General features: G+C 69.8%; 11 protein-coding genes. 7 read left to right on the top strand and 4 right to left on the bottom strand.

What is annotated here, in order from left to right:
- Nucleotides 1–34 precede the first annotated feature (34 nt).
- Nucleotides 35–826, bottom strand: a complete 792-nt coding sequence (locus BG418_RS00895; protein WP_188271659.1) for an MIP/aquaporin family protein — start codon at nt 824–826, stop codon at nt 35–37.
- A gap of 313 nt (nt 827–1,139) precedes the next feature.
- Nucleotides 1,140–1,904 (bottom strand): IclR family transcriptional regulator, encoded by a 765-nt coding sequence (locus BG418_RS00890; RefSeq protein WP_188271658.1) that lies wholly within the window; start codon nt 1,902–1,904, stop codon nt 1,140–1,142.
- Nucleotides 1,905–2,160: 256 nt separating this feature from the next.
- Between BG418_RS00890 and metH the strand changes: the two genes are divergently transcribed.
- From metH to BG418_RS00870, 4 genes are all read left to right on the top strand, one after another.
- Nucleotides 2,161–5,673: a methionine synthase gene (gene metH / locus BG418_RS00885; RefSeq protein ID WP_188271657.1), complete on the top strand. Its 3,513-nt coding sequence runs from the start codon at nt 2,161–2,163 to the stop codon at nt 5,671–5,673.
- A 123-nt stretch (nt 5,674–5,796) separates the two neighbouring features.
- Complete coding sequence (locus BG418_RS00880) at nt 5,797–6,498, top strand: HAD family phosphatase (RefSeq protein WP_188271656.1); 702 nt, start codon at nt 5,797–5,799, stop codon at nt 6,496–6,498.
- A 500-nt stretch (nt 6,499–6,998) separates the two neighbouring features.
- Nucleotides 6,999–8,600 (top strand): ABC transporter substrate-binding protein, encoded by a 1,602-nt coding sequence (locus tag BG418_RS00875; RefSeq protein WP_188271655.1) that lies wholly within the window; start codon nt 6,999–7,001, stop codon nt 8,598–8,600.
- 113 nt (nt 8,601–8,713) lie between these two features.
- Complete coding sequence (locus tag BG418_RS00870) at nt 8,714–10,300, top strand: ABC transporter substrate-binding protein (RefSeq protein ID WP_188271654.1); 1,587 nt, start codon at nt 8,714–8,716, stop codon at nt 10,298–10,300.
- 66 nt (nt 10,301–10,366) lie between these two features.
- Here BG418_RS00870 and BG418_RS00865 read toward each other — a convergent pair whose 3' ends face one another.
- Both BG418_RS00865 and BG418_RS00860 read right to left on the bottom strand, forming a co-directional pair.
- Nucleotides 10,367–11,038, bottom strand: coding sequence for a response regulator transcription factor (locus BG418_RS00865; protein WP_053723497.1), 672 nt, complete (start codon nt 11,036–11,038; stop codon nt 10,367–10,369).
- Between the two features lie 12 nt (nt 11,039–11,050).
- On the bottom strand, nt 11,051–11,941 hold the full coding sequence (locus BG418_RS00860) for a RecB family exonuclease (protein ID WP_223184161.1): 891 nt from the start codon (nt 11,939–11,941) through the stop codon (nt 11,051–11,053).
- A gap of 102 nt (nt 11,942–12,043) precedes the next feature.
- Between BG418_RS00860 and BG418_RS00855 the strand changes: the two genes are divergently transcribed.
- From BG418_RS00855 to BG418_RS00845, 3 genes are all read left to right on the top strand, one after another.
- Entirely contained in the window at nt 12,044–13,294 is a 1,251-nt protein-coding gene (locus BG418_RS00855) for a site-2 protease family protein (protein WP_188271691.1), read from the top strand.
- 77 nt (nt 13,295–13,371) lie between these two features.
- On the top strand, nt 13,372–14,259 hold the full coding sequence (locus BG418_RS00850) for a tRNA (adenine-N1)-methyltransferase (RefSeq protein ID WP_188271652.1): 888 nt from the start codon (nt 13,372–13,374) through the stop codon (nt 14,257–14,259).
- 210 nt (nt 14,260–14,469) lie between these two features.
- Complete coding sequence (locus tag BG418_RS00845) at nt 14,470–15,045, top strand: hypothetical protein (protein WP_188271651.1); 576 nt, start codon at nt 14,470–14,472, stop codon at nt 15,043–15,045.
- The last annotated feature ends 10 nt before the right edge of the window (nt 15,046–15,055 follow it).

Genomic DNA, 15,055 nt, shown 5'->3' with positions numbered 1-15,055 from the left:
GTCTGAAGGTCTCTACGGCTCTGAGCTGTACGGGTCAGGCGAACGCGATGTTGTACAGGCCACCGGCGAGGGCGGCGCCGGCCAGCGGGCCGAGAACCGGCACCCAGGCGTAGCCCCAGTCCGAGCCGCCCTTGTTCGGCAGCGGCAGCAGGGAGTGCACGATGCGCGGACCGAGGTCGCGGAACGGGTTGATGGCGTAGCCGGTGGGGCCGCCCAGCGAGAGGCCGATGCCGACGACGACCAGCGAGGTGATCAGGACGCCGATGACGCCGAGGCCCTTGCCGTCGCCGTTCAGGCCCTGGGTCAGGATGGCCAGGACCAGCACGGCCGTGCCGATGATCTCGGTGGTGAGGTTCTGTACCGCGTTGCGGATCTCGGGGCCGGTCGAGAAGATGCCGAGCACCGGGCCCGCCTGGGACGCGCCGTTGTGCGGGCCTTCGGCCGGCTTGTCCGCCGGGTCGCCGACTATCTCCGGGTCGGTCAGGTGCGCCTGGAACTGGCCGTAGTACGTCAGCCAGACCAGGGTGGCGCCGATCATCGCGCCGAGCAGCTGTCCCGCGAGGTAGGTGGGCACGTCGCTCCACTCGGTGCCGCCCTTGATGGCGAGGCCGAGCGTCACCGCCGGGTTGAGGTGCGCACCCGAGAGCGGGGCGGAGATGTAGGCGCCGGTGAGCACCGCGAAGCCCCACCCGAAGGTGATGGCGAGCCAGCCCGCGTTGCGTGCCTTGGAGCTCTTCAGTGTGACGGCGGCGCACACGCCACCGCCCAGCAGGATGAGTACGGCGGTACCGATGGTCTCGCCGATGAAGATGTCGGAGCTGGACACCCGCGACTCCTTTGTCCTTCGTCCAGGGGAAGCCGAACCCCGGAAACTCCGGTGGTCCGCGCCCTCACGTCGAGGGCTTGGCGGCCCTTGGCGTTGTCACACTCTAACTCGTATTGCCGTTAGGTGTTCGACAATGCCGACCGATGAACGGCAGTGTTGCGCCGGGGTTAACGCGACGTCAAGGGTTCTGTGGCCGGTATCCCGATCGTTACCACCCGGTATGTTCCGGCCACAATGATCGTTATGTTTCAGCCAGCCGGTGAAGTGGCTGGTCAGGCACGCCGGGCAGGTTTTCGCGGGGCGCGCGGGTTCCTCAGAAGCGCCCGGCGCCCAGGTCACGGGAGACCGAGCGGGCGCAGTCGCGCACCGCCGCCACCAGGTCCGAGCGGACCTCGCCCGCCTTGCACACCCGCTCCACGGCCCCGGTGACCCCGACGGCGCCCACCGGCATCCGGCGCCGGTCGAAGATGGGCGCGGCGACCGAGGCCACCCCGTCCCAGGTCTCCTCCATGTCGTCGGCCCAGCCGCGCGCGCGGATCAGGTCGAGCAGCTCCTCGAAGTCCGCGGGCTCGGTCACGGTCCGGGGCGTGAACGCGGTGCGCTCGCCGTCCACGGCTTCCGTGTGCGCGACCGGGTCGTACGCGGAGAGGACCTTGCCGAGCGCGGTCGAGTGCAGCGGCTGCATGGCCCCGACTTCGAGCACCTGGCGGCTGTCGTCGGGCCGGAAGACGTGGTGCATGATCAGCACGCCCTGCTGGTGCAGGACCCCCACGTACACGCTCTCGCCGCTGGAGCGCGCCAGATCGTCGGTCCACACCAGGGCGCGCGCCCGCAGCTCGTGGACGTCCAGATAGCTGTTGCCCAGGCGCAGCAGCTCGGCGCCGAGCTGATAGCGGCCGGAGGCCTGGTCCTGCTCGACGAACCCCTCCGCCTGGAGGGTCCGCAGGATGCCGTGCGCGGTGCCCTTCGCCAGGCCGAGCGCGGAGGCCACCTCTGACAGGCCGAGCCGCCGCTCGCCGCCCGCGAGCAGCCGCAGCATGGCGGCCGCCCGTTCGAGCGACTGGATGTTCCGCGCCATCGCGCTTCCTCCCACTTCGGAACGTTGAGTTCGACAATGCTGAACAGTATCGGCCGTTGTCGACCCCCTGTCACCGTGATCGGCAATAGCAGGGCAGTTCAGGACAGCCACTGGCCGACAGTGCGCGGCGGCGACGCGCCGTCCGGCCCGTGGGACACCTGTGCCCTCCCGAGCCGCCCCCGGTTACGCTGGCCGGGTGCGGCCTCCCTTTGGATGCCGCAAAGCCGACAGCCGTCGCACTCCAGGGAGCACATCCATGGCCTCGTTGCCGACCCCTTCCGCTGACAGCCGGACCCGCGCCGACGCGCTCCGCGAAGCGCTCGCCACCCGTGTGGTGGTGGCCGACGGAGCGATGGGCACCATGCTCCAGGCCCAGGACCCGACCCTGGAGGACTTCCAGGACCTTGAGGGCTGCAACGAGATCCTGAACGTCACCCGCCCCGACATCGTGCGGTCGGTGCACCAGGAGTACTTCGCGGTCGGCGTCGACTGCGTCGAGACCAACACCTTCGGCGCGAACTTCTCGGCGCTCGGTGAGTACGACATCCCCGAGCGCGTGTACGAGCTGTCCGAGGCGGGTGCCCGGATCGCCCGCGAGGTCGCCGACGAGTTCACCGCCTCGACCGGGCAACAGCGCTGGGTGCTCGGCTCCATGGGCCCCGGCACCAAGCTCCCCACCCTCGGCCACGCCCCGTACACCCTGCTGCGCGACGCCTACCAGCAGAACGCCGAGGGCATGCTCGCGGGCGGCGCCGACGCGCTCCTGGTGGAGACCACCCAGGACCTGCTCCAGACCAAGTCCGCCATCCTCGGCGCCCAGCGCGCCATGGACGTGGCCGGCTACCGCGTCCCGCTGATCTGCTCGGTCACCGTCGAGACCACCGGCACCATGCTGCTCGGCTCCGAGATCGGCGCGGCCCTGACCGCCCTGGAGCCGCTGGGCATCGACATGATCGGCCTCAACTGCGCGACGGGCCCGGCCGAGATGAGCGAGCACCTGCGCTACCTCGCCCGCAACTCCCGCATTCCGCTGTCCTGCATGCCCAACGCCGGTCTGCCCGTGCTCGGCAAGGACGGCGCGCACTACCCGCTCTCCGCGCCCGAACTCGCCGACGCCCAGGAGACGTTCGTCCGTGAGTACGGCCTCTCGCTGGTCGGCGGCTGCTGCGGTACGACGCCGGAGCATCTGCGCCAGGTCGTCGAGCGGGTCCGCGGCGTCGCCCCCACCGAGCGCCACCCGCGCCCCGAGCCGGGCGCCGCCTCCCTCTACCAGACCGTCCCGTTCCGCCAGGACACCTCGTACATGGCGATCGGCGAGCGCACCAACGCCAACGGCTCCAAGAAGTTCCGCGAGGCCATGCTGGAGGGCCGCTGGGACGACTGTGTGGAGATGGCCCGCGACCAGATCCGCGAGGGCGCCCACATGCTCGACCTCTGCGTCGACTACGTGGGCCGCGACGGCGTCGCCGACATGGAGGAGCTGGCCGGCCGCTTCGCCACCGCCTCCACCCTGCCGATCGTCCTCGACTCCACCGAGGTCAACGTCCTCCAGGCGGGTCTGGAGAAGCTGGGCGGACGCGCGGTCATCAACTCCGTCAACTACGAGGACGGCGACGGCCCCGAGTCGCGGTTCGCCAAGGTCACCGCGCTCGCCGTCGAGCACGGCGCGGCGCTGATCGCGCTGACCATCGACGAGGAGGGCCAGGCCCGTACCGTCGAGAACAAGGTCGCCATCGCCGAGCGGCTGATCGACGACCTCACCGGCAACTGGGGCGTGCACGAGTCGGACATCCTCATCGACTGCCTCACCTTCACCATCTGCACCGGCCAGGAGGAGTCGCGCGGCGACGGCATCGCCACCATCGAGGCGATCCGCGAGCTCAAGCGCCGCCACCCGGACGTCCAGACCACGCTCGGCCTGTCCAACATCTCCTTCGGCCTCAACCCGGCCGCCCGCGTCGTGCTCAACTCGGTGTTCCTGGACGAGTGCGTCAAGGCCGGGCTCGACTCGGCGATCGTGCACGCCTCCAAGATCCTGCCGATCGCCCGCCTGGACGAGGAGCAGGTCAAGGTCGCGCTCGACCTCGTCTACGACAAGCGCTCCGAGGGCTACGACCCGCTCCAGCGGCTCATGGAGCTCTTCGAGGGCGTCAGCACCAAGTCCATGAAGGCGGGCAAGGCCGAGGAGTTGCTCGCGCTGCCGCTGGACGAGCGGCTGCAGCGCCGCATCATCGACGGTGAGAAGAACGGCCTGGAGGCCGACCTCGACGAGGCGCTTGAGACCCGCCCGGCGCTCGACATCGTCAACGACACCCTTCTTGAGGGCATGAAGGTCGTCGGCGAGCTGTTCGGCTCCGGCCAGATGCAGCTGCCGTTCGTGCTCCAGTCCGCCGAGGTCATGAAGACCGCCGTGGCCCATCTGGAGCCGCACATGGAGAAGTCCGACGCGGAGGGCAAGGGCACCATCGTGCTGGCCACCGTGCGCGGCGACGTCCACGACATCGGCAAGAACCTCGTCGACATCATCCTCTCCAACAACGGCTACAACGTCGTCAACCTGGGCATCAAGCAGCCCGTCTCCGCGATCCTGGAGGCAGCCGAGGAGCACCGGGCCGATGTGATCGGCATGTCCGGCCTCCTGGTGAAGTCGACCGTGATCATGAAGGAGAACCTGGAGGAGCTGAACCAGCGCAAGCTGGCCGCCCAGTACCCGGTGATCCTCGGCGGCGCCGCCCTCACGCGCGCGTACGTCGAGCAGGACCTGCACGAGATCTACGAGGGCGAAGTCCGCTACGCCCGCGACGCGTTCGAGGGCCTGCGCCTGATGGACGCCCTCGTCGCGGTCAAGCGCGGCGTGCCCGGCGCCACCCTGCCCGAGCTCAAGCAGCGCCGCGTCGCCAAGCGCACGGCGGCTGTGCCCGAGGCCGAGGAGAGCGAGGGTGCGGTCCGCTCCGACGTCGCCGTCGACAACCGCATCCCCGAGCCGCCGTTCTGGGGCACCCGGGTCATCAAGGGCATCGGCCTCAAGGAGTACGCCTCCTGGCTGGACGAGGACGCGCTGTTCAAGGGCCAGTGGGGCCTCAAGCAGAACCGCGCGGGCGACGGGCCGGGCTACCAGGAGCTGGTCGAGACCGAGGGCCGCCCGCGGCTGCGCGGCTGGCTGGAGCAGCTGCACACCAGGAACCTGCTGGAGGCGGCCGTCGTGCACGGCTACTTCCCGTGCGTCTCCAAGGGCGACGACCTGATCATCCTGGGCGAGGACGGCTCCGAGCGCACCCGCTTCACCTTCCCGCGCCAGCGCCGTGGCCGGCGCCTGTGCCTGGCGGACTTCTTCCGCCCGGAGGAGTCCGGCGAGACCGACGTGGTCGGGCTCCAGGTGGTCACGGTCGGCTCGAAGATCGGCGAGGCCACGGCCGAGCTGTTCGAGGCCAACTCCTACCGCGACTACCTCGAACTGCACGGCCTGTCCGTGCAGTTGGCGGAGGCGCTCGCCGAGTACTGGCACGCGCGCGTACGCAGCGAGCTCGGCTTCGCGAGCGAGGACCCGGCCGAGGTGGAGGACATGTTCGCCCTGAAGTACCGGGGCGCGCGCTTCTCGCTCGGCTACGGCGCCTGCCCCGACCTGGAGGACCGCGCGAAGATCGCCGAACTCCTCCAGCCGGAGCGCATCGGCGTCCACCTCTCCGAGGAGTTCCAGCTCCACCCCGAGCAGTCCACGGACGCGATCGTGATCCACCACCCGGAGGCGAAGTACTTCAACGCGCGGTAGAAGCGACCGGGAGCTTTCTCACGAGCGCTTTTCGAGGCCGAGACGTACACTGGTCGGTCCAGTGCAGGCCGGTTCCCCCACCCTGGGAACCGGCCTTCTCGTCCCTCCAGGAGGTGTGCCCGGATGACCACCACGGTTCCCGCGCCCGGTTCGCGTACGACCGAAGGCTCCGCTCTTCAGGCCGTCTTCCTCGACATGGACGGCACCCTGGTCGACACCGAGGGGTTCTGGTGGGACGCGGAGGTGGAGGTCTTCGCGGCGCTCGGCCATCCGCTCCAGGAGAGCTGGCGCGACATCGTGGTGGGCGGGCCCATGAGCCGCAGCGCCGGGTTCCTCATCGAGGCGACCGGCGCGGACATCACGGTCCCCGAGCTGAGCGTGCTGCTCAACGACCGTTTCGAGGCCCGGATCAGCCGTGGTGTGCCGCTGATGCCGGGGGCCGCCAGGCTCCTCGGGGAACTGGCCGAGCACTCCGTGCCGACCGCGTTGGTCTCCGCCTCGCACCGGCGGATCATCGACCGGATCGTCCACTCGCTGGGCCCGCGCAACTTCTCGCTCACCGTCGCCGGTGACGAGGTCGTGCGCACCAAGCCGCACCCCGAGCCGTATCTGCTCGCCGCCTCCGGGCTCGGCGCCGACCCCACGAGATGCGCGGTCGTCGAGGACACCGCGACCGGTGTGGCGGCCGCCGAGGCGGCCGGCTGCCGGGTGGTGGCGGTGCCTTCCGTGGCCCCGATCGAGCCCGCTTCGGGCCGCGTCGTCGTCGAATCCCTCGAACAGGTCGATCTCGCTTTTCTGCGCACGCTGATCACCAGGATGAACTGATCCGGACACACAGCGTGCCCCTTGAATCGAACCGAAACTCATCGCATCCGCCCGTGCATTTTCCGTGACCTCGCGCATGCACGGCGGCGGTTGAATTCACGACGGGTACGCGCCTGTCAAGCAGGTGACGTTCATCACCTGATCCGTCGTCAGTGACCCCCCTCAAGGGCGTCTCCGGGCCCACCGGAGGCGCCCTTGTGTCCCATTTGGTGATCTCCTGTACGAAAGATTCCTCGACTTCGATATCAGCGGCCGCTTTTTCCGGCCACTGCGCGGGGAGTGAATGGAGCAGGCCCAGTACGGCATTTCCCGGCCCGCCCACTAATCTCGTCGCGAGAACTTCGCCGCACCCTCAACTGCCCCGGCACCATCAGCCGCCGGGCGCGCAGGTCCGATCGTACGTACCGGCCCGATCGCCCCCGCCCCGACCGGGCGGCCGCGGCGGAGTCTTCCGTACACCGCTGTACCCCAGTGCCGGACACATAGGGAGAACGTCCAGGATGAACCGCAAGACTTTGGTGCTGCCGGCCGTAGTGGGCCTGCTCGCCCCCGTACTCGCCGCTTGTGGCGGGGCAGGTAGTGGGGGTGGCGGCGGCAAGGCCATCGTCGTGGGCACCACGGACCAGTTCGTGACCACCAAGGACGCGCCCGCTCCCTTCGACCCCGCCTACGCGTACGACACCGGCGCCTGGAACGTGCTGCGCCAGACCGTGCAGATGCTGGTCCACGTGCCGCGCGGCGGCGGCGAGCCGGTCCCGGACGCCGCCCAGAGCTGCGCGTTCACCGACAAGGAGAACGAGAGCTACCGCTGCAAGCTGCGCAGGGGCCTCCAGTTCGCCGACGGCTCCAAGGTGACCGCCGCCGACGTCCACTACTCGATCCAGCGCGTCCTGAACATCAACGACGGCAACGGCCCCGTCGCGCTCCTCGAGAACATCGACACGATGGAGACCAAGGGCGACGACGAGATCGTCTTCCATCTGAAGACGCCGGACGCCACCTTCCCGTACAAGCTCGCGACGCCCGCCGCCGCGATCGTCCAGAAGGACAAGTATCCGGCCAAGAAGCTCCGCCCCGGCTTCGAGGTGGACGGCTCCGGCCCGTACACCCTCAAGGCCGAGTACAAGGGCGACCAGGTCGTCAAGGCCGTCTTCAGCAAGAACCCCAACTACAAGGGGGACTTGAAGGTCGACAACAGCAAGGTCGAGCTGCGCTCGTTCCCGGACGCCGACTCCATGGGCGCCGAGCTCGAAGCCGGCAAGATCGACATGATGACCCGCTCCATGTCGCCGGAGCAGATCCAGAAGTACTCGGTCACCCCGCCCAAGAACGTCAACCTGGTCGAGATGCCGGGTCTGGAAATCCGCTACCTGGGCTTCAACACCAACGACCCGTCGGTGAAGAACAAGGCCGTCCGCCAGGCCATGGCCGCCGTCGTCGACCGGGGCGCGCTGGCCTCCAAGGTGTACGGGGCGACCGCCGAGCCGCTGTACTCGCTGATCCCGACCTCGATCGCCGGGCACACCAACTCGTTCTTCAACAAGTACGGCGAGCCCAGCAAGCAGAAGGCCGCGAACATCCTGAGGGCCGCCGGCGTCTCCACCCCGGTCAAGCTGACGCTCAACTACACGGGCGACCACTACGGACCGGGTACCGCCAAGGAGTTCGCGATCCTGCGGGACCAGCTGAACGCCACCGGGCTGTTCGCCACCACCCTCAAGGCGACCGACTGGCCCAAGTACCGCCCGGCCCAGAAGGCCGGCGACTTCGCCGTCTACGGTCTCGGCTGGTTCCCCGACTTCCCGGACCCGGACAACTACGTCGCGCCCTTCCTCGGCCGTGACAACTTCCTCAACTCGCCGTACGCCAACGTCGAGGTGCGCAACACCCTGATCCCCGAATCCCGCGTCGCGGCCGACCGCAACCAGGCCGCCAAGCCGTTCGAGAAGATCCAGGACATCGTCGCCAACGACGTCCCGGTGCTGCCGCTGTGGCAGGGCAAGCAGTACGTCGCCGCCCGCAACGACATCACCGGCACCGAGTGGGCGGTCAACTCCTCGTCCGACCTCCAGCTCTGGGAGCTCGGCCGCGGCGTGAAGTAACCGCAGGACCCGGCCGCGACCTTCACGTGCCGGCAAGCGATATCAGTGAGGCCGCACCCGCCCGGGGAGCACCCCCGGGCCCCGGCCGGACCATGACTGTGAGGCACTTGCGCGTGAAGATACGGAACCGATGGCTGACGGCTCCCCTGGCGGCGGGGCTGGCGGCCGGTCTCCTCAGCGGCTGCGGCTCCGAGGACGGGTCCTCGTCCGGGAACGGCCAGTCGGTGGTCATGGGAATGTCGGACGACATCCTGGCCACCGACCCGGCCTCCGGCTACGACCCGGGCTCCTGGCTGCTGTTCAACAACGTCTTCCAGTCGCTGCTCAGCTTCCCGAAGGGCAGCGCGACCCCGCAGCCCGAGGCCGCCGACCGCTGCTCCTTCGACAAGGGCGGCTCCCAGGTCTTCCGCTGCACCCTGCGCGACGGCCTGAAGTTCTCCAACGGCCACGCGCTGACCTCCGAGGACGTCAAGTTCTCGTTCGAGCGGGTGCTGCGCATCAACGACGCCAACGGTCCCGCGCCGCTGCTCTCCACCCTCGGGAAGATCGACACCCCGGACCCGCAGACCGTGGTCTTCCACCTCAAGGTCCCGGACGCCACCTTCCCCAGCAAGATCGCCTCCGGTGCCGGTTCGATCGTCGACCACGCCGTGTACCCGACGGACAAGCTGCGCACCGACGGCAAGGCGGTCGGCTCGGGCGTCTACAAGCTCGACGCGTTCGGCGACAACCAGGCCTCGTTCTCGGTCAACTCCGGCTACAAGGGCACCGCCAAGGTCAAGAACTCCGGCATGACGCTGAAGCTCTTCCACGGCAGGCAGAAGGAGCTGGCGGCCGCCCTGAAGAAGGGCGACATCGACCTCGCGTACCGTGGTCTCACCGCCAAGGACATCGCCGATCTGCAGGCGTCCAGCGTGTCCGACAAGAAGGGCATCAAGGTCGTCGAGGGCACCAGCGCCGAGGTCCAGCACCTGGTCTTCAACATGAACGACCCGGTCGCCTCCAAGCCCGCCGTGCGCAAGGCGATGGCCTACCTCGTCGACCGCGAGGCCCTGGTGCGGGACATCTACAAGGAGACGGCGACGCCGCTCTACTCGATCATCCCGTCCGGCATCACCGCCCACAGCACGTCCCTGTTCGACATGTACGGCGGCAGCCCCCAGCCCGCCAAGGCCAAGCAGGTCCTGCACAAGGCGGGCATCACCTCCAAGGTGAAGCTCACCCTGTGGTCCACGCCGATCCGCTACGGCCCGGGCACCGACGACGAGATGAAGGCCATCGCCAAGCAGCTCAACGACAGCGGGCTGTTCGAGGCCGATGTGAAGTCCGTCGACTTCAAGCAGTACGAGAAGGACGTCGAGGCCGGCAAGTACGGCGTGTACGTGAAGGGCTGGATCCCCGACTACCCGGATCCGGACAACTTCACCTCGCCGTTCTTCGGCAAGGACAACGTCCTGTCGAACCACTACACGAACAAGACGATCACCGAGGAGATCATCCCGTCGACGGCCGCCACCACGGACCGCTCGGCCACCGAGGCCGACTTCAACCGCCTCCAGGACACGGTCGCCGCCGACCTGCCGATCCTGCCGCTGTGGCAGGGCAAGCAGTACGCGGTCGCCCACGAGGGCGTGGTGGGCCTGGAGTGGACGCTCGACCCGTCGACGGTGTTCCGGTTCTGGGAGATCAGCAAGGCGTAGCCGGTCGGCGAGGAGCAGCAAAAAAGTGCGGGGGCGACGGCCCCCGCACTTTTTCGTCGGCTCGGGTTACTGCGCTCCGGGCCGTACAAGCCCGCTCTCGTACGCGTACACCGCCGCCTGCACGCGGTCGCGCAGCCCCAGCTTCGTCAGTACGTGCCCGACGTGCGTCTTGACCGTCGTCTCGCTCACGAACAGGTCCGCGGCGATCTCCGCGTTGGAGAGCCCGCGCGCGACCAGCTTGAGGACTTCCACCTCGCGGTCGGTCAGCGTGTGCAGCGTGTCCGGGACCGGCTCCTCGCCGGACGGGAGATGGTCCGCGTACTTGTCGAGCAGGCGCCGGGTGATCGACGGGGCCAGCATCGCCTCGCCCGCCGCCACCACCCGGATCGCCTGCACCAGCTCATTGGCCGGCGCGTCCTTCAGCAGGAAGCCGCTGGCGCCCGCCTTCAGCGCCTCCACCACGTACTCGTCGAGGTCGAACGTGGTCAGGACCAGCACCTTCGCCGGGCCGTCCTTGCCCGGGCCGCTGATCTGCCGGGTCGCCTCGACCCCGTCCATCCGGGGCATCCGGATGTCCATGAGCACCACATCGGGCTGCAGCGCCCGCACCTGGTCGAGGGCCTGCAGACCGTCACCGGCCTCGCCCACCACCGCGATGTCCTGCTCGGCCTCCAGGATCATCCGGAAGCCGGTGCGCAGCAGCGGCTGGTCGTCGACCAGTAGGACGCGGATCGCCACGGGTACTCCTCATCAGGATTGCTGGACCGGGTCCATTCTGCCCTGCTCATCCTGCGCCACCCCTGCTGGGACCACCGGGAGCGGATAGACCGGGGGAGTCCCCCCGAATTCCGGACAGACCGCCTGATGGTCGCACCAGCCGCAGAGCTTCGTCGGCCGCGGCCGCCAGTCGCCCGTCTCGGTGGCGAGCCGGATCGCCTCCCACAGCGCGTGCAGCTTGCGCTCCACCTGGTGCAGATCCGCCTCGACCGGGTCGTACGTCACCACGTCACCGCTGCCGAGGTACACCAGCTGGAGGCGGCGCGGCAGCACGTTCTTCAGCCGCCACACCACCAGCGCGTAGAACTTCATCTGGAACAGCGCGCTTTCCGCGTACTCCGGACGCGGGGCCTTGCCCGTCTTGTAGTCGACGATCCGGACCTCGCCGGTCGGCGCCACGTCCACCCGGTCGATCACCCCGCGCAGCCGCAGCCCCGATTCCAGCTCCGTCTCGACGAAGAACTCCCGCTCGACCGGCTCAAGGCGGGTCGGGTCCTCAAGCGAGAACCACCGCTCCACCAGCCGCTCGGCCTCCGCCAGCCACTTCGCGAGCCGCTCGCCGTCCGCGTCCTCGGCGAACAGCTCGGTCAGCTCCGGCTTGGACTCCAGGAGCCGGTCCCACTGGCCGGGAATCATCGCCTTCGCGCGCGGAGCGGTCCGCTCTGTCGCAGGATCGTCGAACAGGCGCTCAAGCACCGCGTGCACCAGCGTGCCGCGCGTCGCCGCCTCGCTGGGCTTCTCCGGGAGTTTGTCGATCACCCGGAACCGGTACAGCAAGGGGCACTGCATGAAGTCGTTCGCCCGCGACGGCGACAACGACACGGGCCGGCGGTCCGCCGCGGCCCCCTCGGTGCTCGTAGTCATGACACAGACCCTACGACCCGCCACTGACAGCGAGCGGAATACCATCGACGACGGACCCCCTCACACTGCATGATCGTGACAGAGCACCGACGAAGGGACACCGTGGACGAGAGCGGCGAGCGCAAGAGGCCGCAGTCCGGCGCGGAGGACGGCAGTCCCGGCGCCGCGCCCGACGGCGGCAAGTCGCCACGTGGCCGTGAACCGGGCGGCGGGATCCTCATGGGGCGCCCCTTCGGTGTGCCGGTCTACGTCGCCCCCAGCTGGTTCCTGGTCGCCGCCCTGATCACCTGGGTCTTCGGCGGCCAGCTCGACCGCGTCCTGCCCGAACTCGGCGCCGCGCGCTACCTGGTGTCGCTCTTCTTCGCGGTCGCCTTCTACGCCTCCGTGCTCGTCCACGAACTCGCGCACACGGTCGCCGCACTGCGCTTCAAGCTGCCGGTGCGCCGCATCCAGCTCCAGTTCTTCGGCGGCGTCTCCGAGATCGAGAAGGAGACCGAGACCCCGGGCCGCGAGTTCGTGCTCGCCTTCGTCGGCCCGCTGCTCTCGCTGGTGCTGGCCGGGCTGTTCTACCTGGGGATGCTCGCCGTCGAGCCGGGCACCGTCCCCGGTGTGCTGCTCGCCGGGCTGATGATCTCCAACCTGATCGTCGCGGGCTTCAACCTGCTGCCCGGGCTGCCGCTGGACGGCGGCCGGATGCTCCGCGCCGTCGTGTGGAAGATCACGGGCAGGCCGATGAGCGGCACCGTCGCCGCCGCCTGGGTCGGCCGCGCGCTGGCCGTCACCGTGCTCATCGGGCTTCCGCTGCTCACCCAGACCGGCGTCCTGGGCAACGCGCCCGAAGAGGTCGACGGCATGGACACCGTCACCGACGCGCTGCTCGCCGCCATCCTCGCCGCGATCATCTGGACCGGCGCGGGCAACAGCCTGCGCATGGCCCGGCTGCGCGAGCACCTGCCGGAGCTGCGCGCCCGCAACCTCACCCGCCGGGCCGTCCCCGTCGAATCCACCACCCCGCTCTCCGAGGCGCTGCGCCGTGCCAACGAGGCCGGTGCGCGCGCCCTGGTCGTCGTCGACGGCCACGGCGACCCCACCGGGCTCGTCCGCGAGGCCGCCATCGTCGGCGTGCCCGAGCACCGCCGCCCCTGGGTCGCGGTCAGCGGTCTCGCCCAGGACCTCACCGACGGGATGCGGGTGCCCGCCGAGCTCGCCGGTGAGCCGCTGCTCGACAAGCTCCGCGCCACCCCGGCCACCGAGTACCTGGTGGTCGAGGAGACCGGCGAGATCTACGGCGTACTGTCCGCCGCCGACGTCGAGAAGGCGTTCGTCGCGGCCATGGCGCGGCCCACCGCGTAGGACCCGCGCCACCGCCGCCGCGGCGAACGGGTACGGCCGTGGCGCACCCCGCTCAACAGGGCCGGTACTCTGGTCGTATGTCCGAACCGACCGGTGCCGCCCGCCGTCGCGGGCCCTTCAAGGTCGGGGACCAGGTCCAGCTCACCGACCCCAAGGGACGCCACTACACGTTCACGCTCGAAGCCGGGAAGAATTTTCACACCCACAAGGGTTCCTTCCCGCACGACGAGCTGATCGGCGCTCCCGAGGGCAGTGTTGTCCGTACCACCGGGAACGTCGCGTACCTCGCGCTGCGCCCGCTGCTCCCCGACTACGTCCTGTCCATGCCCCGCGGCGCCGCCGTGGTCTACCCCAAGGACGCGGGGCAGATCCTGGCCTTCGCCGACATCTTCGCCGGCGCGCGCGTCGTCGAGGCGGGCGTGGGCTCCGGCTCGCTCAGCGCCTTCCTGCTGCGCGCCATCGGCGACCAGGGCATGCTCCACTCCTACGAGCGCCGCGCGGACTTCGCCGAGATCGCCCAGCAGAACGTTGAGCGCTACTTCGGCGAGCCGCACCCCGCCTGGCAGCTCACCGTCGGCGACCTCCAGGACAACCTGTCGGACACCGATGTCGACCGCGTCGTCCTGGACATGCTCGCCCCCTGGGAGTGCCTGGACGCCGTCTCCAAGGCGCTGGTGCCCGGCGGCATCCTCTGCTGCTACGTGGCCACCACCACCCAGCTCTCGCGCACCGTCGAGGCGATCCGCGAGATCGGCTGCTTCGCCGAGCCGCAGCCGTGGGAATCGATGATCCGCAACTGGCACGTCGAGGGCCTGGCCGTACGCCCCGACCACCGGATGATCGGCCACACCGGCTTCCTCGTCACCGCCCGCCGCCTCGCCGACGGCGTCGAGCCCCCGCTGCGCCGCCGCCGCCCCGCCAAGGGCGCCTACGGCGACGACTACGAGGGCCCCAACAAGGACTGACGAGCCCGTCAGCTCAACGCACCGGCGCCGCCGCCGAGTTCCCGTACGCAACCGGGAACTCGGCGGCGGCGCTTTTCCGTTGGAGGTACGGGTACGGCCGCGCCGAAGTGGCGCACAACCTCCGGACCCCGCTGTTCCGCCTCGCTGTGACGTGTGGCACGATGCTGGCCACCCCCACACCCGCGCCGCCCTTCACAGGAGACCTCCCGCGTGCAGACTGCCGCCGTCCCCGAGCTCGCGCACACCCACGCCCGCCCGGTGCACTGGCTGGCCACGGCCACCGCGATGGCCGGGGTCGTGGCGCTGGCGGGCTGGCTGCAACCCGACGCCGCCAAGGCGTCCCAGACGCCCGCCGCCGGAGCCGTCGCGCAGTCCGCGCCCGCCCCGGACGCCTCGGCGGTCGTCTTCCCGCTCCAGTGCGGCCCGGTGGGCATCAAGATCGCCGCACAGGCCTCCGGGGACCTCGACGGCGACGGCATCCCGGAGACCGTGGCCGTCGTCCACTGCGACGCGGGCTCGGGCACCCCGCCCAGCGGTGTCTACGTACTGACGCGGCCCGTCGTCAAAGGCGCCCCGCCGCGTCTGGTGGCCACCCTGACCGACCCCCGCGAGAAGCTCACCGTCTCCGCGCTGGCCGTCCGCGAGGGAGCCGTCACGGCCACCCTGTACGGCTACTCGTCACCGAGCGTGCCGCGCTGCTGCCCCGACCAGGAGCAGCAGGCCAAGTGGCGCTGGCAGGGCGGGAAGTTCGTCCGCAGCGTCCAGTCCCAAGCGCTGGGTGCCTGATCCGTCACGT

This window comes from Streptomyces sp. CBMA152 (genome assembly GCF_014596475.1).
In the GTDB taxonomy this organism is placed as follows: domain Bacteria; phylum Actinomycetota; class Actinomycetes; order Streptomycetales; family Streptomycetaceae; genus Streptomyces.
The sequence above is the reverse complement of the archived record's forward strand: the minus strand, read 5'-3'. Positions and strand labels throughout refer to the sequence as shown.